Origin of the sequence: Halomonas sp. MCCC 1A11062 (genome assembly GCF_021404355.1) — a bacterium.
In the GTDB taxonomy this organism is placed as follows: Bacteria; Pseudomonadota; Gammaproteobacteria; order Pseudomonadales; family Halomonadaceae; genus Halomonas; species Halomonas aerodenitrificans.
Genome location: NZ_JABFTW010000038.1, coordinates 1 through 25311, shown reverse-complemented (window position 1 = coordinate 25311; position 25311 = coordinate 1). Strand labels below are relative to the sequence as shown.

The 25311-nt window shown below is 64.7% G+C and carries 21 protein-coding genes; 10 read left to right on the top strand and 11 right to left on the bottom strand.

Translation table 11 applies throughout. The features are described from left to right. Positions 1-170: 170 nt before the first annotated feature. From HOP58_RS22105 to HOP58_RS22085, 5 genes are all read right to left on the bottom strand, one after another. On the bottom strand, positions 171-2936 hold the full coding sequence (locus HOP58_RS22105) for a sensor histidine kinase (RefSeq protein WP_234249683.1): 2766 nt from the start codon (positions 2934-2936) through the stop codon (positions 171-173). A gap of 4 nt (positions 2937-2940) precedes the next feature. After that, positions 2941-3147 (bottom strand): hypothetical protein, encoded by a 207-nt coding sequence (locus tag HOP58_RS22100; protein ID WP_086510019.1) that lies wholly within the window; start codon positions 3145-3147, stop codon positions 2941-2943. Next, on the bottom strand, positions 3138-5201 hold the full coding sequence (locus tag HOP58_RS22095; RefSeq protein ID WP_234261753.1) for an exonuclease domain-containing protein: 2064 nt from the start codon (positions 5199-5201) through the stop codon (positions 3138-3140). The genes HOP58_RS22100 and HOP58_RS22095 overlap by 10 nt, the downstream gene beginning before the upstream one ends. Then, positions 5201-5572, bottom strand: a complete 372-nt coding sequence (locus HOP58_RS22090) for a response regulator (RefSeq protein ID WP_010628857.1) — start codon at positions 5570-5572, stop codon at positions 5201-5203. The genes HOP58_RS22095 and HOP58_RS22090 overlap by 1 nt, the downstream gene beginning before the upstream one ends. A gap of 147 nt (positions 5573-5719) precedes the next feature. Then, complete coding sequence (locus tag HOP58_RS22085) at positions 5720-6013, bottom strand: CPP1-like family protein (RefSeq protein WP_234261752.1); 294 nt, start codon at positions 6011-6013, stop codon at positions 5720-5722. A gap of 295 nt (positions 6014-6308) precedes the next feature. Here HOP58_RS22085 and HOP58_RS22080 point away from each other — a divergent pair, with 295 nt between their 5' ends. The 5 genes from HOP58_RS22080 to HOP58_RS22060 all read left to right on the top strand — a co-directional run bounded on the left by HOP58_RS22080 (position 6309) and on the right by HOP58_RS22060 (position 10855). Further along, positions 6309-7985 carry a carbon starvation protein A gene (locus HOP58_RS22080; RefSeq protein WP_010628855.1) on the top strand — a complete coding sequence of 559 codons (1677 nt, stop codon included), beginning with the start codon at positions 6309-6311 and terminating at the stop codon, positions 7983-7985. 15 nt (positions 7986-8000) lie between these two features. Continuing rightward, complete coding sequence (locus tag HOP58_RS22075; protein WP_010628854.1) at positions 8001-8303, top strand: cory-CC-star protein; 303 nt, start codon at positions 8001-8003, stop codon at positions 8301-8303. A 36-nt stretch (positions 8304-8339) separates the two neighbouring features. After that, positions 8340-9347 (top strand): ArsA family ATPase, encoded by a 1008-nt coding sequence (locus tag HOP58_RS22070; protein ID WP_234261751.1) that lies wholly within the window; start codon positions 8340-8342, stop codon positions 9345-9347. A 165-nt stretch (positions 9348-9512) separates the two neighbouring features. Continuing rightward, complete coding sequence (locus HOP58_RS22065; RefSeq protein ID WP_234261749.1) at positions 9513-9923, top strand: ketosteroid isomerase-related protein; 411 nt, start codon at positions 9513-9515, stop codon at positions 9921-9923. Beyond that, positions 9923-10855 (top strand): carbon-nitrogen hydrolase family protein, encoded by a 933-nt coding sequence (locus tag HOP58_RS22060; protein ID WP_234261754.1) that lies wholly within the window; start codon positions 9923-9925, stop codon positions 10853-10855. Before HOP58_RS22065 ends, HOP58_RS22060 begins: the two co-directional genes overlap by 1 nt. A 13-nt stretch (positions 10856-10868) precedes the next feature. Here the strand turns inward: HOP58_RS22060 and HOP58_RS22055 are convergent, their stop codons facing one another. The 6 genes from HOP58_RS22055 to metG form a co-directional block, all read right to left on the bottom strand. Continuing rightward, positions 10869-11618, bottom strand: a complete 750-nt coding sequence (locus HOP58_RS22055; protein ID WP_234261747.1) for a YdcF family protein — start codon at positions 11616-11618, stop codon at positions 10869-10871. 4 nt (positions 11619-11622) lie between these two features. Further along, positions 11623-12684, bottom strand: a complete 1062-nt coding sequence (locus HOP58_RS22050) for a hypothetical protein (protein WP_010628849.1) — start codon at positions 12682-12684, stop codon at positions 11623-11625. Positions 12685-13053: 369 nt separating this feature from the next. Then, positions 13054-13689, bottom strand: coding sequence for an endonuclease III (gene nth, locus HOP58_RS22045; RefSeq protein WP_234261745.1), 636 nt, complete (start codon positions 13687-13689; stop codon positions 13054-13056). Between the two features lie 28 nt (positions 13690-13717). Continuing rightward, entirely contained in the window at positions 13718-14500 is a 783-nt protein-coding gene (locus HOP58_RS22040) for an RnfABCDGE type electron transport complex subunit B (protein ID WP_234261743.1), read from the bottom strand. 138 nt (positions 14501-14638) lie between these two features. After that, positions 14639-16225 carry a diguanylate cyclase gene (locus tag HOP58_RS22035; protein WP_234261740.1) on the bottom strand — a complete coding sequence of 529 codons (1587 nt, stop codon included), beginning with the start codon at positions 16223-16225 and terminating at the stop codon, positions 14639-14641. Positions 16226-16402: 177 nt separating this feature from the next. Further along, complete coding sequence (metG, locus tag HOP58_RS22030) at positions 16403-18445, bottom strand: methionine--tRNA ligase (protein ID WP_191223772.1); 2043 nt, start codon at positions 18443-18445, stop codon at positions 16403-16405. Between the two features lie 229 nt (positions 18446-18674). On the opposite strand from metG, the gene HOP58_RS22025 reads away from it, so the two are divergent. The 5 genes from HOP58_RS22025 (at position 18675) to HOP58_RS22005 (ending at position 25233) form a co-directional block, all read left to right on the top strand. After that, positions 18675-18947 (top strand): hypothetical protein, encoded by a 273-nt coding sequence (locus HOP58_RS22025; RefSeq protein ID WP_010628844.1) that lies wholly within the window; start codon positions 18675-18677, stop codon positions 18945-18947. Positions 18948-19156: 209 nt separating this feature from the next. Beyond that, a complete protein-coding gene (locus HOP58_RS22020) occupies positions 19157-20383 on the top strand; it encodes an alpha/beta fold hydrolase (RefSeq protein ID WP_234261738.1) in 1227 nt (408 codons plus the stop codon). A 29-nt stretch (positions 20384-20412) separates the two neighbouring features. Beyond that, positions 20413-21264: a penicillin-insensitive murein endopeptidase gene (gene mepA / locus HOP58_RS22015; protein WP_255697958.1), complete on the top strand. Its 852-nt coding sequence runs from the start codon at positions 20413-20415 to the stop codon at positions 21262-21264. Positions 21265-21306: 42 nt separating this feature from the next. After that, positions 21307-23709, top strand: a complete 2403-nt coding sequence (locus HOP58_RS22010) for a DNA polymerase II (protein WP_234261736.1) — start codon at positions 21307-21309, stop codon at positions 23707-23709. A gap of 72 nt (positions 23710-23781) precedes the next feature. Beyond that, positions 23782-25233: a methyl-accepting chemotaxis protein gene (locus HOP58_RS22005; protein WP_234261734.1), complete on the top strand. Its 1452-nt coding sequence runs from the start codon at positions 23782-23784 to the stop codon at positions 25231-25233. Positions 25234-25311: the final 78 nt, after the last annotated feature.

Here is a 25311-nt window from a genome sequence, read left to right as displayed (position 1 = left end):
AAAGTTGAATGACCGTCCCCGAAAGCGGCTCGGTTATCGGACACCGGCACAGGTGTTTTTGGGTGAATACTCAGGAGCCCTCAACACCGCAGGTGCTGCGCTTATTACTTGAATTCAGGGTGTAAGAAGCCCCTGGCCGTTGACTTAAAGCTGCCAAGCGCCGGCGCCGTTCAGGCAGAGCCTTGTGTTTCTTCGGGTTTGGTTTCCGCGGTTGCCACGGGCAGCTCCATGACCAGACAGGCGCCCTTCAGCGTGGGAGCGTCGTCGACCCATAGCCGGCCGCCAAGATGGCTGATGATGCCCCGACTGATGGGCAGCCCCAGCCCGCTGCCACGCGGGCGGCCACGAGCCTTGCCGCTGACGCCGCCATAGCGCTTGATCTGGTGGAACTTCTCGAACACCCGCTCGCGCTCCTCGGGACCGATGCCCGGCCCGTTGTCCTCCACGCTCATGCGGAAGCACTGTTCGTGGCGGGTCAGGTGAAGGCGCACTTTGGGAGTCTCGTCGTCGGCGAACTTGCCGGCGTTGTCGAGCAGATTGATGATCACCTGCTCCAGGCGGTCGGTGTCGCCGACGATGGGGGCTTCTTCGAGTTCCAGATCGACCTCGAGGGAAACGCCACGGTCCTCCTGTAGCCGATGCACGGCATCCACGCTATGGCGTATCAGTGCCACCAGGTCGAGACGCTGGGGGTTAAGCGTCAGTCGTCCGCTCTCCAGGCGTGCCAGGTCGAGGATCTCCTCGATCAGGCGGGACAGGCGCTGACTCTCCAGCACCACCACCTCGAGAAAATGCACGCGCTTCTCTTCCGGCAGGTCCTTGCCGTCGCGCAGGATCTCGGCAAAGGCGCGTATCGAGGTGAGCGGGGTGCGCAGTTCATGGCTGACCATCGCCACGAATTCGTCCTTCAGCCGGTCCAGCTCGCGCAGGCGCTCGTTGGCGGCGCGCAGCTCCTCGCCGATCCGTGCCAGCTCGTGGGACTTCTGTTCCAGGCGGCGGTTGTATTCGAGGGTCTGGGAGGTGGTATCGAGAATGCTGAGAATGGATTCCAGGTCCAGCGCCTCGCCACGCACCACCGAGTTGATCAGCACTCGCGCAGAGGCGCTGCCCAGCGCCCCGGAGAGCGCCTGCTCGGCCCGGGCGATCAGTGCCGGTGGGGCAGGCGCATCGTCGGCGGGGTTGCCGTGCTGGTCGGCCAGGATTCGGGTCGTGGCGCCGGCGCCCAGGTAGCGGCTGAGCAGGCTCTTGAGTTCTCCCCGCGTGGTCTGGCCGCGCCACAGCGAGGTGTGCTGCAGGCCGGGATTCATCGCCTCGGTGAACAGCGCCGCCTGGGTCTGTTCCACCGGGCTCTGACGGGTGAACAGCGAAACGCCTACCAGCAATCCTACGTTGGCCAGCAGACTCCACATCAGCGAGTGGCTGTAGATGTCGAAACCCTCCAGGCCGAACAGCGCATAGGGGCGCAGCCACGCCTGACCCAGCAGGCCCTGCTCCAGGAAGGTGGCATCCAGCCATCCCGACTGGGCGAAGCCCGGTAGCAGCAGGGTGTAGAACCAGATGATGAAGCCGGCCAACAGGCCCAGCGTGGCGCCGGCGCGGGTCGCTCCGCGCCAGTACATGCCGATCAGCATGGCCGGAGCGAACTGGGCGGCGCCGACGAACGAGACCAGACCGATGGTAACCAGGCTGTAGGAGTCGCCGATCAGCGCGTGATAGAGATAGCCCATTAGCAGAATCAGCACGATGGCCACCCGGCGAATGCCGAGCAGCCAGCCGGCGAGCTCCCCCTGAGAGCTCAGATGCAGCCGCTTGGAGCGCAGCAGCAACGGCATTATCAGCTGGTTGCTGACCATGGTGGAGAGCGCGATGGTTTCCACGATTACCATGCCGGTGGCGGCCGAAAGCCCACCGATGAAGACCAGCAGAGGGATCCCCTCGATGCCTGCCGAGAGCGGCAGCGTGAGCACGAAGCTGTCGGGATCGCTGTTGCCCACCGGCAGCAGCAGGCCGGCCATGGCAATGGGAATGACGAAGATGTTTATCGCCACCAGGTAGAGGGGAAACAGCCAGCTAGCGCGTTCCAGATGGCGCTCGTCGACGTTCTCCACCACCAGAACCTGAAACTGGCGGGGCAGGGTGAGGAAGGCGAGAAACGCGAGCACCAGCGTGCCCACCCAGCCGATGGCGCCGCCGGGCACGGCATCGAGGCCCAGTACTCCGGAGAGTTCGGGGCTGTCCGCTACCTGGCGGAAAAGATCTGCCGGGCCGTTGAACAGCACGAAGACCACGAATACCCCTACCGTGAGGAAGGCAACGAGCTTGATCAGCGACTCGAAGGCGATGGCGGCCACCATGCCCTCATGACGTTCGCTGGCGTCCAGGTGTCGGGTGCCGAACAGGATGATGAAGACCGCCAGCACCAGTGCCACCCAGAACGACTTGTCGACCCAGAAGCTCTCGTCGGCAAGGCGGAATTCGGCGGCATCGGGATAGTTGACCAGCACCGCATGGCTGAGGGTGATCGCCTTGAGCTGCAGGGCGATATAGGGGGTGATGCCGATCAGGGCAATGATCGCCACCAGCGCCCCGAGGCCGGAGCTCTTGCCGTAGCGGGCACTGATGAAGTCGGCGATGGAGGTGATGCGCTGGGTGCTGGCGATTCTGACCATCTTGCGGATGAGCATCGGTGCCATCAGCATGGCCAGGGTCGGCCCCAGGTAGATCAGCAGAAAACTGGGACCGAACTCCGCTGCTCGCCCCACGCTGCCGTAGAAGGTCCAGGCGGTGCAGTAGACGGCGATCGACAGGGCATAGACGGTGGGGGAGCCGATGATGGAACGGCCCTGCTCGGCGCGCCGGTCACCCCAGGCGGCAATCACGAACAGCAATGCCAGGTAGCCGAAGGCGACCGTCAGCACCGTCGGATCGGTTCTCATCGTGTCAGTCGTCCTCCGGGCGGTGCTCCATCAGCCAGGCAGCCAAGGCTATCACCAGCAGCCAGACCACGAAGATATAGAGCGGCAGCCACGACAGTGTGGCAGCAGGAGAGCGATCGAAGATCAGCACCAGCGGCGGCGAGAAGAGCAGCACGGCCAGGCCGATCAGCGCCATCAGGCGAGCCCGAGCGGTGGAGGCGTTCATGTGCATGCGTCCTCCTTGTCGAAGGCGGTGGCCTGCAGTGCCAGTACCTGCTCCAGGGTTTCGATGCCGCGTGCCTCCAGCCGCGGCAGCAGCGCCAGCCACAGCTCGGCCGTGACCCGGGCATCACCGAGGGCCGTATGTCGCGTGCCCGGCGGGAAGCTCAGGTCGTAGCGCTCGGCGAGGGTGTCCAGGTCGTGCCCGTCGAGACTCTCGTCCAGCGCCCGCGAAAGCAGCAGGGTGTCGAGTACCGGCATCTCCAGCGTGGTCCCGCTGCCCGGCGACTGCAGGGCCAGCAGATCGAAGGCGGCATTGTGGGCCAGAATCACGGCATCGCCGATGTAGTCGCGAAAGCGGGGCAGTACGACCGGCAGCGGCGGGGCGCCTGCCACGTCGTCGTCGGTGATGCCGTGTATCGCCGTGCTGGCAGGGGGGATCGGCTTGCCCGGGTCGACACGCACGTCGAAGATGTCGCTGGCCAGCAGCCGGGCATTGACGATGCGGCAGGCGCCGATGCTGATGACGGTGTCGCCCCGGCGCAGCTCGAGGCCGGTGGTTTCGGTATCGAAGGCGACGATTTCGAGCGTGCGCAGCGAGCGCCGTGCCAGCTCGGCATCCGGCGGTGGCAGGTCGGCAATACCGAAGTCATGGAACTCCGGGCGCGGCGGCAGTTGGCTGGGTGGCGCGCCGACGCGGTCCACCGCAGGCAGCGGCAGCCGCAGTCGGGCATGCTTGCCGTCGGGGTCTGCCAGGCTCCAGGCATCGCTGGCGTGCTGGCGCAGCAGGTCGCCTACCCTCGGCGACAGCGGCAACGTCTCCAGGCGCTGGGCGCACCAGGTCGACAGCTCACGCTGCGACAGAGGGCGTCCGGGCCAGATCAGGTCGAGATAGACACGTCGGTTGCCGAGCAGCATTTCACCTTCGAAATCGGCGGTGCCGGTATGCTCGCTCAAGCGCTCGAGCAAGGATTCGAGCATGACCAGCAGCGCCGGGGCATCGCCCTTGAACCAGGCCGGCATGCCGATGGGCAGAACCTCGATGGGATTGTCGCCGAGCCGCTCGTTGAGCGATTGCCACAGGTCGTTGGACCATAGCGGTACCAACCGCTCGCCCTGTTGCTGCATGTCGTCGATCAGGCGGCCGAGGTTCTCGATCTCCTGGCCGAGGGCGAGGCTCTCTTCCTCGATCACCGCTTCGAGGCGCTGGCGCAGCGTCTCGTCGATGTGTCGGGCATGGCGCACGCTGCTCAGTGCTTCGGCGGCGCTGGCCAGGCTGGCGCCGTGGCGGCGCAGCGGTGCCATGTGCTCCGCCAGGCCGGCACGGGCTCCCATTTCGCTGGTCCAGGCCGCGGTGGCGTCGGTGAGGGTCAGCAGCGTCTCGCCATTGCTCTGCGGGACGCGGCGCATGGCGACATGCAGCCAACGCTCGCTGCACGGCATCAGCAGTTCGCGCGGCGAGCCGTCGTCTGGTAGCTGGGCGAGAGAGTCCTGCAGGCTCGATACAGGCAGCAAAGCATCGAGCCGCTTGCCCAGGCCAAGCCCGGGGTGTCCATCGAACAGGGCCTCGGCCGCCTGGTTGAACAGCAGCAGACGACGATGGTGATCGCACAGCAGCAGGGGGGTATCGAGCACCTGCAGCAGCGTTTCCAGCTCCTGACGTATGCGAGCGGCGCTGCGTGCGCCTTCGGCATGGGCCGTGGCGAGACGCGTCCGGTCGCTGCGCCAGGCTTCGCGCACCCGCATCAGGTCGGGCCCCAGGCCGCGCAGCCAGCCTTCCGGCGGGTAATCCTCGCGGGCGTCCGGGTTGGCTACTAGGCGCGCCAGTTGGACCTGCAGATGGCGCAGCGGGGTGAACAGCATGCGCTCCAACAGCAGCCCCACCAGGAAGATGGTGCCACCGCCGGAGAAGCAGCCCAGCCACAGCACCAGCCGGGCCAGTCCCTCAGGCTGAAACAGACTATCCAGCCAGGCGGCGAAGATGGCCCCACCCAGCAGGCTGATGCCGCTGAGCAACAGCCACAGGCCGATCAGGCGCTGGCGCTTGGGCAGCTTGCCGCCCTTCATCAGGCATCCTCGGCCAGCAGGGATTTGACTTTCTCCACCAGGGCCTGGGTCGAGAAGGGCTTGGTGACGTAGTCGTCGGCGCCCAGCGCCAGCCCCTTTTCCCGCTCCACCTCACGGCCGTGAGCGGTGAGCATGATGATGGGAAGCCTGGCGTGGCGAGCGTCCTGGCGCAGTTGTTCCAACACGTCGAAGCCACTGATGCCGGGCAGGCTGATATCGAGAAGAATCAGGTCGGGGGGCGATTCCTCGACCTTGGCCAGGGCACCTTCGCCATCCTCGGCCGTGTCTACGTCGAAACCGGCCTGCTGCATGAGGAACTCCAGCGACAGGACGATGTTGGGTTCATCGTCCACCACCAGTACCTTGGCCATTCATCACTCCTTGGAACGTATTTATGTCTTGTTAATCACCAGTCTAGTGCGCATACCGAGGGCAGCAAAGACGACCTTGGCAGAAGGCGTTCGGTATTGCCTGGAAAGGGATGTCAGGCAGCCGGGCAGGAGCGAGGGCGAGCCTCTTCAGCGGGGCTCGTCACTATCCTTTCCGAGATGACGGAATTTCGGTCCCAGGGGGCCGAGCCACAGCCACACCTGCACCAGCACCAGCACCAGCACCGGCAGCAGCCAGGGCGGGGCGCCGGTGGTGCGGGTCAGGACATGGAAGATCAGGTAGGCGGTGATGCCAGCAACCAGCCCCACCAGGGAGAAAGTGAAGGCGCGCGCCTGACCAGGACGGCGGGTGACCCGAAACAGCAGACCGATGAAGGCACCGAAGGCACCGGCCATGGCGAGTTGGAGCAGGCTTTCTGACATGGGGCTCATCGCTTTACGTCGGGACTTTACTGGCAGCGTAACGCGCACCACTGCGTGAGGCTGTACGACCTTGGATCAAGTTGGTGATCCCGGCTTACGGTCATGTCCGCTGCGCCTGTTTGCTACGACTTTAGGTTAAGAAAATGGACTGATTCAAGCCTGAAGTTGGACTTGTCGGCTCGCTCTGCTCATCCTTATCCACTCAGTGCACATGCGCTGGGCAGTTTCATCCATCGCGAAACATGCGAGGCAACAAGAAAGAAAAAGAACCTTCCTCAAAAAGGAGCCGATCGGAATGAGTGCTATCGTTCTGCTGATCTTGGGTCTAGGCGGAATGGCAGCGGGGTACTTCCTCTACTCACGCTTCATTGCCACCAAGATCTATCGTCTCGATCCCGACTTCAAGACGCCTGCTCACGAATACGAAGACGGGGTGGATTTCGTCCCCACCAATCGATTCATCCTCTGGGGTCATCATTTCACCTCGGTGGCCGGTGCCGCGCCCATCGTCGGGCCTGCGATTGCGGTCATCTGGGGCTGGCTGCCGGCCTTTCTGTGGGTCGTGCTGGGCACCATCTTCTTTGCCGGGGTGCACGATTTCGGCGCGATCTGGGCCAGCGTGCGCAACAAGGCCAAATCCGTCGGCGCCCTGACCGGCGACGTGGTCGGCAAGCGCGCCCGCAGCATCTTCATGATCGTCATCTTCCTCGTATTGCTGATGGTGAACGCGGTATTCGCCGTGGTCATCGCCGGCTTGATGATGAATTTCTCCACGGCAGTGGTACCGGTATGGGGCGCGATCCTGGTGGCGCTGATCATCGGTCAGCTGATCTATCGGCGCATCCTCAGTCTGCCGGTCGTCTCCATACTCGGGGTCGTTGCGCTCTACGTGCTGATCTTCATCGGCCCTGCGGTGCCGGTACAGATGCCTGCCGAGGTGGGGGCGCTTTCCGGTAACGCCGTATGGATCCTGATCCTGTTCGGCTACGCGGCGATTGCCTCGCTGTTGCCGGTGTGGGTGCTGCTCCAGCCCCGCGACTACATCAACGGCTTGCAGCTCTTCATTGGTCTGATCGTGCTCTATGGCGCGATTCTGTTCCTCAATCCGACCCTGGTGGCACCGGCCATCAACCCGGACGTGCCGGCGGGAACACCTTCGATGATACCGCTGCTGTTCGTCACCATCGCCTGTGGCGCCATATCGGGTTTCCATGGCCTGGTCTCTTCCGGCACCACGTCCAAGCAGCTCAACAAGGAAACCGACGCCCGTTTCGTCGGCTACTTCGGTGCCGTGGGCGAGGGCATGCTGGCGCTGGCCGCCATTCTTGCCGCTACCGCCGGTTTCGCCACCTTCGCCGATTGGCAGGCCATGTATACCGCCTTCGGCCAAGGCGGCGTCAATGCCTTCGTCGAGGGCGGCGCCTACATGATTCACAACGGGCTGGGCCTCAACGAAGTGACTGCGGCCACGCTGCTAACGGTCATGGCGGCGCTGTTTGCCGGTACCACCATGGACACCGGCCTGCGTCTGCAGCGCTATATCTTCCAGGAGTGGGGCGACATCTATAACCAGCCGTGGATGAAGAAGAGCGCCCCGGCGACGTTGCTGGCGGTGGGTAGCTGTCTGCTGCTGGCCTTCGGTGCGGGCGGGGCGGACGGTACCGGAGGCATGATCATCTGGCCGCTTTTCGGTACCACCAACCAACTGCTGGCCGGCCTGACGCTGCTGGTCATCACGGTGATGCTGGTTCGCCTGCGGCGTCCCATGTGGTACACCCTGGTGCCGCTGTGCTTCCTGCTGGTGATGACCATTGCCGCACTGCTGATTCAGCTGCGCGCCTTCTTCGCACAGGGCAACTACTTCCTGCTGATCCTCGACATCGTGGTGCTGATTGCGGCGATCCTGGTCGCCATGGAGTGCGCCTCGGCGCTCAAGCGCTCCAGGGCGGAGATGGCCGAGCAGCAGGAGTGAACCGCGGAGGACGACATGCACGACGATCATGACGATTCGCATGATCCTCGTCTCGAAAGGATTCGGGCCTGGCTCAGCCAGGCCCGTTTCTTCGCCGAGGAGGTCTACTCCTCGCGCTATCGCGGGGCCATCGCCCGGGCCCGCCGTGACGAGGACGATCTGTTCATGCTGCTGGTCTTCTCGGAGATGATGGGCGTGCCCAATCCGGCCGCCTATTACACCCTCGAGCTGCAGCCGCTGCTGCTGGAACGCTTCCATGACTGGCACAAGCGTATGGGCATGGAAAGATCGCCACTAGACCACTTCAAATGCTGTTGAGAATCCTGGCAGGACACTCGACACGTAGGATTCTGTATGAAGGATTTACTTGATAAACGCCTGCTCTGGGTAGGCGGCAAGGGGGGCGTGGGCAAGACCACAGTGGCGGCGTCGCTGGCGGTACTGGCGGCGCGACGGGAGCGGCGCGTGCTGGTGGTCTCCACCGATCCGGCCCATAGTCTGGGCGATGTCTTCGACCGTGAGCTGGGCGACGTACCGCGGCGCCTGCTACCCAACCTCGATGCCATGGAGATCGACCCGGATGCCGAGGTGGAGGCGCATCTGGCGCGGGTCACCGAGCAGATGCGTCGCTTCGCGGCACCGCAGATGATGGCGGAGCTGGAGCGCCAGATGCGGCTGACCCGCCAGTCGCCCGGGACCCAGGAGGCGGCGCTACTGGAGCGGCTCTCGCGGCTCATCACCGCCGAGGATCCCGAGCACGACCTGATCATCTTCGACACGGCCCCCACGGGGCACACCCTGCGCCTGCTCAGCCTGCCCGAAGCGATGGCGGCCTGGACCGACGGCCTGCTGGCCCATAATCGCAAGTCCGAAGAGTTGGGCAAGGTGCTGTCGCATCTGACCCCCAAGCGCGGACGCGACGTGGCCACCCCCTTCGACGACCCACAGGAGGACCCGCTCAGCGAGCTCGACGAGCGCACCCGGGACGTGGCACGCACCCTGATCGAACGGCGCCGGCTCTTCCACCAGGCGCGCCGCCGAGTCGAGGATCCCGAGCGCACTGGCTTTCTCTTCGTGCTGACCCCGGAGCGGCTGCCGATCCTCGAGACCGCCCGCGCCGTAGCGGCACTCGAGGCGGTGAAGATCCCGGTGGCCGGCACGCTGGTCAACCGGGTGATCCCCGATGAGGCCGATGGCGACTTCCTGCGTGCTCGCCGTACACAGGAGGCCAGCTATCTGGCGCGTATCGACGCCGAGCTGGGCCATCTTCCGCGCCCCCGGCTGCCCTGGCTGCCGACCGACGTACAGGGCCTGGCCACCCTCGAGAAACTGGCCGATCGGCTGGAAGCGATCGGGTTCTGAGAAGGGGGCTATTTCTGAGAAGGGGCTGTTTCTGGGCGGGGGGCCTGAGAACCTGTCGATTGCTGTCGTGGAGCAATAGTCTCGTGTCGGACTCGTGGTGTTGTGAAGGCGCCACACTGGCTACACTGGCGCCTTTCGAACCACCGGTGATTGGCAGGAGGGATCATGTCCGACAGCGTGCAACTGATTCAGGATTACTACGCAGCCTTCAACCGCGGCGACTGGGAGGCAATGCTGGCCTGCCTCGACGAGGCGGTGGTGCACGATCTCAACCAGGGTGAGCGGGAGTGCGGTCGCGAGACCTTCCGTGCCTTCCTGGCGCGCATGGATCGCAGCTATGTGGAGCGCCTCGAGGATGTCGTCGTCATGGCCACGGCCGACGGCGCGCGGGTGGCCGCCGAATATGTGGTACACGGCGAGTACCGCGCCACCGACGAAGGGCTGCCGCCGGCTCAGGGCCAGCGCTACGTGCTGCCGGGCGGTGCCTTCTTCGAGGTACGCGACGGCAAGATCACTCGGGTCACCAACTACTACAACCTGCAGGAGTGGCTGCGCCAGGTGGGGGCCGAGGCGTGATGCGGGTAGCGGTGGCCAAGTATCCGATCGGCATGCCGGCGGATTTCGACGCCTTCGCCCGTCGCCAGGCAGCCTGTCTGGCTGAGGCCAAGGCGCTGGGAGCTCGCATCGCGGTGCTTCCCGAGTACCTTAGCCTGGAGCTCGCGGCCAGCTTCGCCAGCGAGGTGCGCAGCGACCTGCACGCCTCCATGGCGGCGCTACAGCCGCTGCGTCAGGCTTGGTGCAACCTCTACCGCCGCCTGGCACGGGAGCTCGATCTCCATATCGTGCCGGGCAGCTTCCTGCTCGAGGTGAGTGAAGGCCGCTACCGTAACCGCGCTGACTGGTTCGCCCCGGACGGCCTGCACGGCTGGCAGGACAAGCTGCAGCTAACCGGCTACGAGAAGTCCAGCGGCGTGATCGAGCCGGGCGATGCACTGCACGGGTTCGACTGCGATGGTCACCAGGTGGGGATCGCGGTCTGCTATGACGTGGAGTTTCCGTTGCCGGTGCGGGCCCAGTACGAGGCCGGAGTGCGCCTGCTATTGGTGCCGAGCTGCACCGACACCGCGGCCGGTGCGACCCGGGTGCGGGTGGGTTGCCTCGCCCGGGCGCTGGAGAACCGTTTCTTCGTGGCCCAGGCGGTCACGGCGGGCGAGGCGGCCTGGAGTCCGGCGCTGGACGTCAACACTGGCGAGGCGACCCTCTACGCACCCATGGATCACGGTTTTCCCGCCGATGGGGTGCTGGCCGCTACCCACGGCGAGGCGCTCTGGGCCTGCCACGAGATCGATCTGTCGGCTCTGGAGCGTAGTCGCGAAAGCGCTCAGGTGGCCAACGACCGTGACTGGCCCGCTCAGCTTGCCGCCCCTCTGCGCACCTGGGAGGAGGCGATGCCCCGGCCCCTGGCCGACGGTATGCCGGAGACAGACCAGGTCCCGGAGATGGCCTGAGCCGGCAGGGTCCTCAGCGACGCAGCAGCTGTCGGCGTAGTGCCTGTTCGCCTCGTCCCAGCCACTCGTGCAGCGCCCGGGTACTCTGATTGAGGTGATAGGCGCGAGGCAGCCAGGCGGCAAGCCCCTCGGGCGGGGGGCTGGTGAACTCGGTGGGCGCCGGTACTACGCTCAGGTCTTGGGCCTCGAATTCCGCCACGGCACGGGGCAGGTGCCAGGCCTGTGAGACCAGCGCCACCCGGGCGATGCCGTCGGCGCGCAGCATCTCGGCGCTCAAGTGCGCATTCTCGGCGGTGTTGCGGCTGGCGCCCTCCAGCCAGCGCACAGGCACATCGAATACGTCGCGCAGGGCGGCCGCCATCAGGCTTGCTTCGGCGCTGTGTTCGCCATGCACGCGACCGCCACTGACCAGAATCGGCAGTTCGCTCTGGCGATGCAGGTGAGCACCGTAGGCCAGGCGGCGCCAGGTGGGGTTGGCCGGCGCATCGCCCCAGCCGAATTCGGGGGCATCGTAGTCGCGCCCACCGCCCAGTATGACGATGGCCTCGACAGTTTCCAGTTGGCTTGGCGAAGGCGGCGAATAGGGCTCGAGCCCCTGGCGCAGGGCATGGCTAGCCATGGGCGTGGCCAGCAACAGCAGGCTGACCAGTCCCAGCGTGAACAGCAGAGCGCCAGACAAGCGCCGAATGCCGAGCATCAGGCCCAGCAGGATGAGCAGCGCGTTGAGCGTCGGGGGCAGCAGGAGAATCTTGAGTTCACTCATGCGGTCACGCCTGTGTCAGGAGTTCCAGTCGGCGGCTCGGCCAGTGCACCACGGCGGTTCGCGACAGCATGCTGGCGGCCAGCCGCGGATGTTCCCGGGAAATGACCCGAGCGGCGAACTCCGACAGGAAGCGCGACTTTAGCTCGGCGCGGGCACGATCCACGCCGATCGCCTCGTAGGGCGTCGAAGCCAGCAGCAGGAAGCCATCGTCGGGGATGCGTCCGGCCTTCATGTTGGCATCGATGATGGCGGCAGCCGTCGCGATGGGTTCGGAAAGGTCAGGGCTGTAGGGGCCGACGATCAGAGCGGTATTGGGCAGGTGCAGGAAGTCGAACCCACGCCCGATGCAGATGACCCACTCGCGATGTTCGATATCCAGCTCGCGAGCGGTACCGCGCAGGGAGTCGACGTGCTGCAGGTTGCCCTGCAGCAGCGGCAGCAGGTCGCGGCGGATGTCGCCGGGCATGTCTGGGCACACCTGAGCCACGCGCTGGTCGAGTTCGGCGCCTTCGGCAAGCGACAACTCGCCGATGTCGAGGGTGGCGCCATCGCTGCCGTGGACGATGAGAGAGTCGGTATCGGTCTCGAAGCCGCACACCAGCGGGTAGACGTTGCGATGATCGCGACCGAAGACCTGCTCGGCCTGACGGCGTATCTCGTTGGCGTGAGCCAGGGCGGCCTCGGCGTCACAGGCGAAGCCGGCACAGCCGCGAGCAAGATCGCCACGAGAGAAGTGATAGCTGATGATCAGCAGCACACCGTTGCCGCCATGAATGGCCGCGTGCACGGCATCGGTGAGCATCTCGCCGAGATAGGGCCAGCCCAGGTGGAAGATCCCCCCCAGGTTGCGGAAGGGGGTGATGATGCCCAACGGAGTGCGGGTGGCATGGGGCAGATGTATCCGTCCATCCATGCACTTCATGGCCAGAATCCGTGTGGGGTGCTTGGCCAGATAGCGCTCGCGGGCCAGCCATGCCGAGGGGCTGCAGAACGTATCGGCATGCTCGCGCGAAAGGGCGAGCAGCGCCTCGATGCGCTCACCGATGGGGCGGTCGTGTAGTGGCATGATTCGGCCCGGCTTATTGTTGTCGTTTCCGCTTCATCGTCCCTGAGTGTGCGGCATTATGCAAAACCTTCATTCGTCTAAGGAAACACTGCACAAATGCCTGCGCGAGCGAATCGCTGCGTTGCGCGGTGCCGAAGCGTCGGACCGGCGGATCCTCACATATACCCCATATGCTCCGGTTGACTCGCAGCCTTCGGCTTCTCGCCCCTTCGGGGCCAGCCTACGGCTGTTTGTCGCTTCGCTCGGTACTGTGCTCCGTGCGCCTTGCGACCCACATGGATGTGGGAAGTGCGTTGGTTCGTCGGGAACGAACCTAGCCGCTTCATCTCGCTCGCCGATTTGTTCAGCGCTTCCTGAAAGTGACGACACTCAAATATCCACCTTCTCCTTGTACTCGCACAGATCCTCGATTACGCAGCTACCGCAGCGTGGGCGGCGGGCCACGCAGGTGTAGCGCCCGTGCAGGATCAACCAGTGGTGGGCGTCGTGCAGAAACTCCTTGGGCACATGGCGCAGCAGCTTCTGTTCGACCTCGACCACGTTCTTGCCCGGGGCGATGCGGGTGCGGTTGGACACCCGGAAAATGTGCGTATCCACCGCCATGGTGGGTTGTCCGAAGGCGGTATTGAGGATTACGTTGGCCGTCTTGCGCCCCACGCCGGGGAGCGCCTCGAGGTCGGCGCGGGTGTCGGGTACCTCACCGCCGTGCCGCTCGACCAGGATCCGGCAGGTCTTCATCAGGTTTTCGGCCTTGGTATTGTACAGGCCGATGGTCTTGATGTGTTCTTTGAGCGCATCGAGGCCGAGATCGAGAATCGCCTGGGGCGTGTTGGCCACCGGAAACAGCCGCGCGGTGGCCTTGTTGACCCCCACGTCGGTGGCCTGGGCGGAGAGCAGTACGGCCGTGAGCAGCTCAAAGGGAGTGCTCCAGTCCAGCTCCGTGGTGGGGTTGGGATTGTGCTCGCGCAGGCGGGTGAAGATCTCGTAGCGTTTCTGGGCGTTCATTGGGATAACCGATTCGTGGCGGCAGGGATCATTGTGGCGATTGCGACGCCAGGGCGGCACGCGCCTCGTCGAGCAGCGCGTTGGCTCGCTCGAGCTGCGACTCGGCCAGGCGGCAGGCTTCCCGGTCATCACGCCGCCGGGCGCTCTCGAACTGCATGCGAGCCCTTCGCACCGCCTGCTCGGCCGCCTTGACCGCCATTTGCCGCTGGCGATGCTGAGGTGAAGTGCTCGCAGTGCCACGTGAGCTTTGCGACTCCCGGCGGATCATGCGTCGCTGCCGCTCCAAGCGCTTCTCCCGCTCCAACCGTGCCAGCCGCTGCCGGCGGGCGTCATGACGCCTGCGACCCAGCGCTGCGCGATGTGCCAGGTAGGCCGCGCGCTCGGCTTCGTCGCCGGCAGCCTGCCATTCAGGGTGCGGCACCAGATCGATGCAGTCGACCGGGCAGGGCGCCACGCACAGCTCGCAGCCGGTGCACTCCGTCGCGATCACGCTGTGCATGCGCTTGCTGGCGCCGAGTATGGCGTCCACTGGGCACGCCTGAATGCACTTGGTACAGCCGATGCACTCCGCTTCGCGAATCACGGCGGCCAGCGGCAACTGGGCCGGGTCCTTGAGGGGGAGCGGAGCACGACCGGTCAGCTCGGCCAGCCGAACGACGGTGGCATCGCCTCCGGGCGGGCAGCGGTTGATCGCCTCGCCCTGGGCAATGGCCTCAGCGTAGGGAAGGCAGCCCGGATGCCCGCACTTGCCGCACTGGGTCTGGGGCAGTAGGGCATCGATGGCCTCGATCAGCGTTGCGTCGCGGGTCACGTGCACTCCTGTTGGGCACCGGTGAATCCAGGAGCCGCATTATACACGCCTCGGATTGTCGCCGGGCGCGTCGCTCGGGTCGTCTTCATGCGCAAGAAGGTCCGGCCGGGCTTTGCCCAGCGGCGTGGCCAGGCCAGGTCAGGAATCGAAGACCGTTGTCGGGTCGAACGCCTGATAGGTCGCGGCTCGGTTGCGACCGTTGGCCTTGGCCTGATACAGGGCCTGGTCGGCGGCGCGCATGATATCGCCCGGTTCCACTGTGTTTGCCTGCTGAGTGGCAATGCCGATGCTGACGGTCACGTTGCGGCTGGTGGGTGAGGTTGCGTGGTCGAGCCCCAGCGCTTCGATCGCTTCGAGCAGCTCGCGGGCAAGTCGTAGCGCTTCGTCTTCCGAAGTATTCGGCAGCAGCACGCTGAACTCCTCGCCCCCGGTGCGGGCGACCAGAAACCCCAGCGGTTTGAGCTGCGCTTCCATGTGTTGTGCCAGGGTGATCAGGCAGGCATCTCCTGCCTGGTGGCCGTAGTGATCGTTGTAGAGCTTGAAGTGGTCGATGTCGATCATCATGGCGGCATGGCACTGATGTGTGCCGCTGTGGTGAAGCAGCTCGGTCAGACGCTGGTCGAACAGCCGCCGATTGGCGACTCCCGTCAGGGGATCGTGCAGCGTCAACTCACGCAGCAAGTCCGACTGCTGACGCTGGTGGTCGAGCAGGTTGCGGAATTCACGAGAGAGAGTGCCGATCTCGTCGTGGCGTGCCAGCAGTGGCTCGGGCATGGCGGGCGGTACCGCTTCCCGGTGAAGGCGCTGAGTGAAGGTGGCCAACTGGCGCAGCGGCAAGAGCGCCATGCGCTCGAGCAGCCACAGCACGATGAGCAGCGTGGCGATCAGTACGCCACTGGTCCAATAGAGGGCGAAGCGGAAGGTTTCGAGGCTGGCCTGGTAACGCTGACGCGGCAATGCGGCATCGATACGCAAGGCGTGGCTCGATGGCAGGGCCGGGACGAGGCGGCTAGCCGTCATATACGTGGGAGAAATGCGCTCCAGTACCAGAGCGAGGTCCGCTTGCGCCGGAACGGGATTCAGTTCCAGCTCGATGCCGGTGGTGTCGCGCAACTGCTCGATCCAGGGCTCGCTGAGCGGACGCACCATGGCCAGCCAGCCGGCGGCGGGCGTCTCCTGATGACTCTGATGGATCGGCGAGAGACCGACCATGGCAAGCCCTGGGGCGGCCAGCAGCCAAGTATAGGTGGCATCTTCCAACCCTTGGGCGACATGGCGGCTGAGAAACGCGATGGAAGCGTTGGCCCAGTCGCATGGCGGCATAACGCCCGGGCATGAGACGAACTCGCCGTGCTCATCGTAGCCCGCGACCCAATAGGGCTCGTTGCTTGCATCAAGGAACACCATCAACTCGAGATCGAGGGTCTCGAGCGTCGATTCGTAGAGGTTGGAATCGACGTACTGCGGTCGCAGGCCCTGAACGAAGTCGTAGGTGTCGTCCCAGTGTGCCCAGTCTTCCACCAGGCGGCGCATGTGATTGAGTTCGGCGCCCAGCGCACGTTCGATCCGGTCGAGCTCGGCGCTGGCGAATGCCTCTTCGTCTTCCAGCAGAATCGGCATGATCTGGAAGCGCGCGATGGCGACGAGTGCAAGCAATGCCAGGCACAGCACGGCGCAGAGCGACAGAAGAAAGCGATTACGCAGTGAGCCTTTGAGAACCGTCATGAAGCCTGCCTGTGTCTGGTGCCGCTGCAGTGGCCATGAGGCTACAATGGCAAACGACACCTTGTAAGTGATTTCTTACACTGCTATCGGCTCAGGATGACAATTCTTTAGAAAAATTAGCCTCTCAGCGTTCGGCTATCCGCACGGCCACAGCCGTGTGGATAGCCCCTTGCATCGCTATCTGACGCGCTGGCCGGGCTCGGCACCGGAATCCGGCGAGAGTAGGTAGATGCCGTCGTCGTTGCCCGCTGCCAGTACCATGCCTTCCGACATGCCGAAGCGCATCTTACGCGGCGCCAGGTTGGCGACCATGACCGTCAGGCGGCCTTCCAGGGCTTCCGGCGAGTAGGCGGAGCGAATGCCGGCAAAGACGTTGCGCGTTTCACCGCCCAGATCCAACGTCAGCTGCAGCAGCTTGTCGGCCCCCTCGACATAGTCGGCCTTGGCGATCCGGGCGATGCGCAGGTCGACTTTGGCGAAATCGTCGAAGGCGATCTCGGCAGCAATGGGATCTTCGGCCAGCGGCCCCTTGGCCGCCTCCTTGAGTTTCTGTTCTTCCACCAGGTCCTCCTTCGATGCCTCGATCATGGCATCGATCTTCTCCCGCTCGACGCGGGTCATCAACGGTTTGAACTTGGCGATCTCATGTCCTAGCAATACCTCATGGCGGCTCGCCCAGTCGAGGGAGGGCAGCCTGAGGAACTCGCGCGCCTGCTCGGCCATGGCCGGCACCACCGGGGCTAGATAGACCATCAGCTGGCGGAACAGGTTGATGCCCACCGAACAGATCTCCAGCACTTCCTGCTCGCGTCCCTCCTGCTTGGCCAGTACCCATGGCTCCTTGTCGGCAATGTAGATGTTGGCCTCGTCGGCCAGCTCCATGATCTTGCGCACGGCGCGGCCGAACTCGCGGGTCTCGAAGTCCTCGGCGATGGCGTCGCCGGCGGCGATGAAGCGTGCCACCAGCTCCGGTTCGGCACAGTGGGCGGAGAGCCGGCCGTCGCCCAACTTCTTGACGAACCCGGCACAGCGGCTGGCGATGTTGACCACCTTGCCCACCAGGTCGGCATTCACACGGGCGGCGAAGTCTTCCAGGTTGAGGTCCAGGTCGTCGACCCGTGAGGTGAGCTTGGCGGCGAAGTAGTAGCGCAGGTATTCGGGGTTCAGGTGCTCGGCGTATGTTGCGGCCTTGATGAAGGTGCCGCGCGACTTCGACATCTTGGCGCCGTTGACGGTAACGAAGCCATGGCAGTTCACCGCCGTGGGCGTGCGGAAATCGGCGCCATGCAGCATGGCGGGCCAGAACAGCGCGTGGAAGTAGACGATGTCCTTGCCGATGAAGTGATAGACCTCGGCTTCGGAGTCCTTCTTCCAGAAGGCGTCGAAATCGAGGCCGGTGCGGTCGCACAGGTTCTTGAAGCTGGCCAGATAGCCGATCGGTGCATCGAGCCAGACATAGAAATACTTGCCCGGTGCGTCGGGAATCTCGAAGCCGAAGTAGGGCGCATCGCGGGAGATGTCCCACTCGTTGAGCCCGGATTCGAACCACTCCTGCAGCTTGTTGCCGATCTGCGTCTGCACGTGGCCGCCGCGGGTCCACTGCTTGAGGAAGTCGGCAAAGTCGGGAAGCTTGAAGAAGTAATGCGTCGAGCTGCGCACCTCGGGCGTGGCGCCGGAAATCGCCGATACCGGATCGATCAGCTCCGCCGGGGTATAGGTGGCGCCGCAGGCCTCGCAGTTGTCACCGTACTGGTCGGCGGTCTTGCACTTGGGGCAGGTGCCCTTGATGAAGCGGTCGGCCAGGAACAGGCCCTTTACCGGATCGTACATCTGCTCGATGTCGCGGGTGGCAATGTGGCCGCGGTCGCGCAGGCGGGTATAGATCAGCTCGCTGAAGTAGCGGTTCTCTTCGGAATGGGTCGAGTGGTAGTTGTCGAAGGCCACGCCGAAGGTGGCGAAATCGGCCTGATGCTCGGCCGAGACACGCTCGATCAGCGCCTCGGAGCTGATCCCCTCCTGTTCGGCGCGCAGCATGATCGCAGTGCCGTGGGCATCGTCGGCGCACACGTAGTGGCACTCGTTGCCGCGGCTCTTCTGGAAACGCACCCAGATATCGGTCTGGATGTACTCCAGCAGATGGCCGAGGTGGATCGAGCCGTTGGCGTAGGGCAGGGCACTGGTAACCAGGATCTTGCGCGGGGCGCTTGCGTTGTTCGACATATCGGCTCGGATATTCCCAGGAAAAACAGACCCTCGATTGTAGCTGTCTTCCTATCTCGCTGCATCTGCTGAGGCCCGGGATTGGCCTGCCACGGGTCGCTTGGAGTATCATGAACGTATCCACCGCTGTTGGCCTATGGATGGGCCGCTGCGGCAGGACTAAACGCATGCCCGTTACGCATCATCCAAAAAACGAACGTATGACGTTTCACTTCGTGAGGATGATACGATGAAACTGCGACTTTCCGCTCTCCCCCTGTTTCTTGTAGCTACTCTGCTGGTGGGTTGCGGCACCAATGCCGTGGCGCCGCGCTATACCAGCGAGAACCCCGACATCATGCGCATCGGCAACGATCGCCCCGCTGACCCGGAACGCCGCGTCGAGGATCTCGGTACCTACTGCGTCGAGGTCACCGAAACCTGGAACTCCCATGGCAGAACGCCCGACGGCCAGACCCTGTGGGCCAAGGACACCCGGCGTGCCGTGGTGCCCTGTGACTGAGGGTGCCCTGTGACTGAGAGTGCCGTGTGACTGAGAGTGCCGTGTGTATCCGGCAACACGACCGGCCCGCGCCCATGGCGCGGGCCGGCTCGTTTAACCCGCGTTCGAGGCGCAGGCCAAAGGTGTCTTCGGTTCTCGCTGGCAGGGCTCGTCTCGGCGACTAGACTGGTAGGCACAAGCAAAAGGAACCTGCTGCCAGGAGAGTCGCCATGGAACGCATAGGCCATCGTTCACGTATCTGCCCCCGTTTCCCCGTTGCATCCCGTACGCTGATCGTCGAATCGCGCACGCTGCCGACCCCGCAACCGCTCGCCCGCTGGCGGGTCGGCGGGCTGGCATTGGCGGCCGGTGCCGCCTTGGCTCTCGTCGTGGCCGGCATGGCGGAAGCCCAGGCACGAGAGCCCGATTCGGAGAGGCTGGTGGGCCAGGAGGCGGAAGCCGAAGAGTCCGGGCTCGAACACCCGAGCGAATATCTCGTGGTGACCGATTTTCCCGGTGAGCTGACCGACGCCGATCTTGCCACTTGGCAGGAGCACGTACCCGACATCCAGGACGTGGAAATTCCCTCCTCGGCGGACGACTACCAACAGCCGGCACTGTTCTACGCGCCCGAAGGTGAAGAGGAACGGCCGCTGCTCATGGTGCTGCACAGCTGGAGCACCGACTACCAGCAGAACATTGACATTCCTCTCGCCGAGTTCGCAGTGGCCAACGACTGGGCGTTCATCCATCCCGACTTCCGCGGCGCCAATGACGGGCGGCCCGAATCGACGGCTTCCGAGCTGGTCATCTCCGACATGGAGGATGCGCTGGAATATGCCCGGGAGAATGCTAGCGTCGATGAGTCGCGCATCTATCTACTGGGCTACTCGGGCGGGGCCATGAATGCGCTGCACCTGGCCAGCCGCCAGCCCGATACCTTTGCCGGCGTGGCCGCCTGGGTGCCGGTCTACGATCTGGTCAGCTGGCACGCGTGGCACGAGGGAAGCGCCGAGGACTACGCCGAGCAGATCGAGGGCGCCTGCGGGGGCGTGCCGGAAGAGGGCAGTGAGGCACATGACGAGTGCGTCCAGCGCAGCCCCAAGGCCCACGTACCCGATGCGGCAGGCGAGATGCGGGTCGTGATCGCTCATGGCATCCACGATGACCTCGTCCCGGTCGATCAGGCGCTGCACGCCTACAACGATCTGGTCGAGGAAGAGGCTCGTCTCTCTCAAGAGCAGATCGAGGCGATCGAGGAGAATCGGGAAGTGCCGGACGAGCTGGTCGAGCGCTCGCTGCACCAGGAGCGCGAGTACCCGCACTTCGACGCTGCCGAGGCCTCGGTGCTGCTGCATCTGCAGTCCGGTCCGGCGGAACTGGTGCTGTTCGATGGCGAGCACGACATGCTGTATCGCCCCGGTCTCGAATGGCTTGCCAAGCAAGAACGTGAATGAGGATATCGCCCACCCAGCAAGGATGAATCATGCTTTGCAATGTTCCGACTCGACGCCCAGGCAAGCTGGGCGTCCTCTTGTTTGCCTTGGTTACTCACCCCGTTTTCGCAGCAAGTCCACCGGCGGGCGGCGCTTCGCCTACCACGCCGGCAGACTGGTCGGAGGTCGAAGAGCCCGTGCTCGGGCCGCCGCGGGTCATCGGGCCTTTCGACGGCGGTTGCATCGCCGGTGCCGAGCGCCTGCCCGAGGAGGGCATCGGCTATCAGGCGGTGGATCTCGAACGCAACCGACACTATGGGCACCCCTCGCTGATCGACTACGTCGAGCGGTTGGGAGAACGCGTCAATCAGGCCGGCTTCGGTCCGATCCTGGTCGGCGACATGGCGCAGCCCCGCGGCGGACCGATGCCTTATGGCCATGTCAGCCACCAAACGGGGCTCGACGTCGACATCTGGTTTCGCCTCGACCTGCCGTTCCTCGAACGCAGCGAGCGGGAAGACCTCGAACAGCCGATACTGGTCGATCCACGCACCAACCGCTTGGACGAGCGCTGGACCGATCAGCATGCCGAGCTCATCCGGCTGGCGGCGGACGACCCGCGCGTGGCACGCATCTTCGTCGACTCCGCCGTGAAGCGCGACCTCTGCGAGCGACAGTGGGACGACCGCTCCTGGCTGCGCCTGATCCGCCCCTGGCACTCCCACGACGAACATCTGCATGTGCGGCTGCGGTGTCCGCCGGACCAGCCCGAGTGTATCGACCAACCGCCGCCGCCACCCGGCGACGGCTGTCAGGCGTTGGCACCGACACCGCGCCCGGAGGTCTATCCTTCGCCGAGTCGTTCGTTGCCGCCGGCGTGCAGGGCGATACTCCAACAGTAACGCTGTAACGACAGCCTCCGGCCTGCCCGGTAGAATGGTCGAATGACGGGCAGGCGAGAGGCAGCGGTGGAACGGCAGGGTTTCGTGCTGACGCGGCACTGGCGGGATACTCCCGCAGGCTGCGAGGTGAGCTTCTGGCTGGCGACCGATGCCGGACCCTGCCACGTGCGCCTGCCGCCGCAGCCTGCGGTGGCGTTCCTGCCCGCCGCTCGGCGCCAGGAAGCGGAGCGACTGCTGCCCGCCGAGCCTGGTATCGAGCTCAAGTCCCTCGCGCTGCGCGATTTTCATCGACAGCCGGTGGTCGGGCTCTATTGCCGTCAGCAGCGCCAGCTGCAGCAGTGCGAGAGACGGCTGCGTGAAGGCGGTATCGCCCTCCTCGAGGCCGACGTGCGCCCGCCGGAGCGCTACCTCATGGAACGCTTCATCACCGCCCCGGTGCGCTTCAGCGGCGAGCGCGAGATCGACGGCATGTGGTCCAGCGTTCAGCTCAGGCCGGCAGAGCGCTATCGCCCTCGCCTAAGGCTGGCGTCGCTGGACATCGAGACCAGTGAGCGAGGTGAGCTCTACTCCATTGCGATTGCCTGCGGCGAGCAGCGCCAGGTCTTCATGCTCGGCCCCCCCAACGGCCAGCAGGGCGAGGCCGAGCGTGAGCGGGACTTCGCCCTCGAGTATTGTGCAAGCCGTCAGGCGCTGCTCGAGTGCCTCAACGACTGGTTCGCCGAGCACGACCCCGACGCCATCATCGGCTGGAACCTGGTGCAATTCGACCTGCGTCTGCTGCAGCGTCACGCCGAACGACTGGGCGTGCCACTGCGCCTGGGGCGGGGCGGCGAATCACTCGGCTGGCGCGCGCATGGCAGCAATGCCAATCACTTCTTCGCCTCCGCGGCAGGACGATTGATCATCGACGGCATCGAAGCCTTGCGCCAGGCCACCTGGCAGTTCGCCTCGTTCAGCCTGGAGCACGTCGCCCAGGAGCTGCTGGGCGAGGGCAAGGCCATCGACAACCCCTACCAGCGAATGGACGAGATCAACCGCATGTTCGCCGAGGACAAACCCGCGCTTGCCCGCTACAACCTCAAGGACTGCGAGCTGGTCACGCGGATCTTCGACAAGACCGAGCTGATCGACTTCCTGCTGGAACGGGCCAGCGTCACCGGCCTGCCGGCAGACCGCAGCGGTGGTTCGGTGGCCGCCTTCAGCCACCTTTACCTACCGCGCATGCACCGCCTGGGGTTCGTGGCGCCGAACCTGGCCCAGCCGGGAGAGCGAGAGGGCGACGATAGCCCGGGCGGCTTCGTCATGGACTCCCGGCCGGGGCTCTACGACTCGGTGCTGGTGCTCGACTTCAAGAGTCTTTATCCGTCGATCATTCGTACTTTCCTGGTCGATCCGGTGGGGCTGGTGGCGGGCCTGGAGGAACCTGAGTCGCAAAGTGTGCCGGGCTTTCGCGGCGCGCGTTTCTCGCGTACCTGCCATGCGCTGCCCGAGCTGGTCGCACGCGTGTGGCAGGGACGGGACGCCGCCAAGCGCGAAGGCAACGCGCCGCTGTCACAGGCGCTCAAGATCATCATGAACTCCTTCTACGGCGTGCTCGGTTCACGGGGCTGCCGCTTCTTCGATCCGCGCCTGGCATCGTCGATCACTCTGCGCGGCCACGAGATCATGCGTCGTACGCGCGAGCTGATCGAAGCCGAGGGCTACACGGTGATCTACGGCGATACCGACTCCACCTTCGTCTGGCTGGGTAGCGCCCATGAAGAGCCCGAGGCCCATGCCATCGGTCAGCGTCTCGCGGCACGGGTCAATGGTTGGTGGGAGGCGCATCTGGCGGCGGAGTATGGCCTCACCAGTGCGTTGGAACTGCAATTCGAGACCCACTATCGACGCTTCCTGATGCCCACCATCCGCGGCGCGGAAGAGGGTAGCAAGAAGCGCTATGCAGGACTGGTGCGCGATGCGCAGGGCGCCGAGAGTGTGGTTTTCAAAGGGCTGGAGACGGTGCGGGCCGACTGGACGCCGCTGGCCAAGATCTTCCAGCAGGAGCTCTATCGGCGTATCTTCGTCGGCGAAAGCTATCGCGACTTCGTGCGCGACTACGTGGCCCGCGCCCTGGCCGGTGAGTTCGACGAGCGCCTGGTGTATCGCAAGCGGCTGCGTCGTCGGCTGGATGAATATCGCCGTAACGTACCGCCCCATGTGCGCGCCGCACGCATGGCCGACGCGCTCAACGACCGGCTTGGCCGCCCGCGACAGTACCAGCAAGGCGGCTGGATCCGCTACGTGATCACCGTGGCCGGTCCGGAGCCGCTCGAAGCCCGCCGCTCGGCCGTCGACTACGATCACTATCTCTCGCGTCAGCTGCAGCCCGTCGCCGATGCCATTCTTCCTTTCCTGGGCGACGATTTCGCCACACTGATCGACCGCCAGCTCGGGCTCTTCTAGCGACTAAAGTTTTTTCGACCTTGGTCGATGGGGTATGAAGGTCCCAATAAAAACAAACGCTGGAGACACGTCATGCGCCTGTCCTTTTCACGCCTGAGCGTCCGCAATCGTCTGCTTGCGGGCTTCGCCACGGTATTGCTGCTGCTGGTCATACTCGCCGTGACCGGCGCGGATCGCGTCCATCGAATCGACGACCGCCTCACCCAGATCAACGACGTAAACGGTCTGATGATTCGTCATGCCATCGACCTCAGTCACAGCGTCAACGAGCGAGCGATGCTGTTACGCGACATTTCCCTGCTCAGCGACCCTTTCGAGATCGAAGGTCGGGTCGAACGCTATGCGGCGCTGCGCGAGCAGTATGCGGCCGCGGCACAGCGCATGGCAGCTACCATCGAGAGATTTCCAGAAGTGGTCAGCATCGAGGAACTGGCGCTGGTCGAAGCGATCGAGCGCGCCGAGTCGCAGGCCACTCAACTGGCCGAAGACGTGATCCAGGCGCGCCTCGACCAGGACCTGTTCTCGGCTCGTGAACTGACCATCGGCGAAGGCGCGCAGGCCTTCGAGGCGTGGTTGGAATCGATCAATGCCTTCATCGCTCGTCAAGAGCAGCAGAACGATGCCAACACTCAAGAGGCGCGTGACATCGCCAGCCAGTTCCAGAGTTTGATTCTGTGGTTGACGCTGGCGGCACTGCTGTTGGGTGGCGGTCTGGCCTATTGGTTGGCGCGGCAGTTGGTCAACGAACTCGGTGCCGAGCCCTACAAGGTCAAGGCCTTTGCCGAGGCGATAGGGCGAGGGGAACTCGATGCCGAGGCCAGCCTGCGTCCCGGTGACGACAGCAGCATGATGGCAGCTCAGGTTCACATGGCCCGGCAACTGCAGGAGATCGTCGGTAAGGTGCGGGCGGCAGCCAATGCCGTGGTGGAGCACAGCAGTCATATCGCCCAGGGCAACCAAGCTCTCAGGGCGCGTCTGGAGCAGCAGGCCAGCGCCCTGGCACAGACCGCCTCGGCCATGGAGGAGCTCAGTGGCACGGTGAGGCAGAATGCCGACAACTCTCGCCTGGCAAGCGACGAAGCCAGCAGCGCCTCGCGTACCGCCGAGAACGGAGGTGAAGCGGTCAATCAGGTAGCCGAGGCCATGCGCCAGTTGCACGAAACGGCACAGCGCATCGCGACCATCACCACCACCATCGATTCGATCGCCTTCCAGACCAACATTCTGGCGCTCAACGCTTCGGTGGAGGCGGCACGTGCCGGCGAGCACGGGCGTGGTTTTGCCATCGTGGCCGACGAGGTGCGCAAGCTGGCGGCGCGCAGTGGAGAGGCCGCGCGCGACATCAATCAGGTGCTGGCAGGCAATCAGGAGCGTGTGGAAGGGGGCAACGTACGTGCCGAGGAGGCCAATCGTACCACCGGGGAAATCGTGGCAGCGATCGGGCGTGTCACCACGCTGATGCAGGAGATCAGCCACGCTAGCTGTCACCGCCGATGTAAAACTGACCCCCTGACGCCGAGGTAAATCTGACCCCCTTGGGCGAAGATGGTGGCTTTTGAGCCGCCGCGATGTTGATCCAGGAGCAGTCAGTGGAAATCAGAG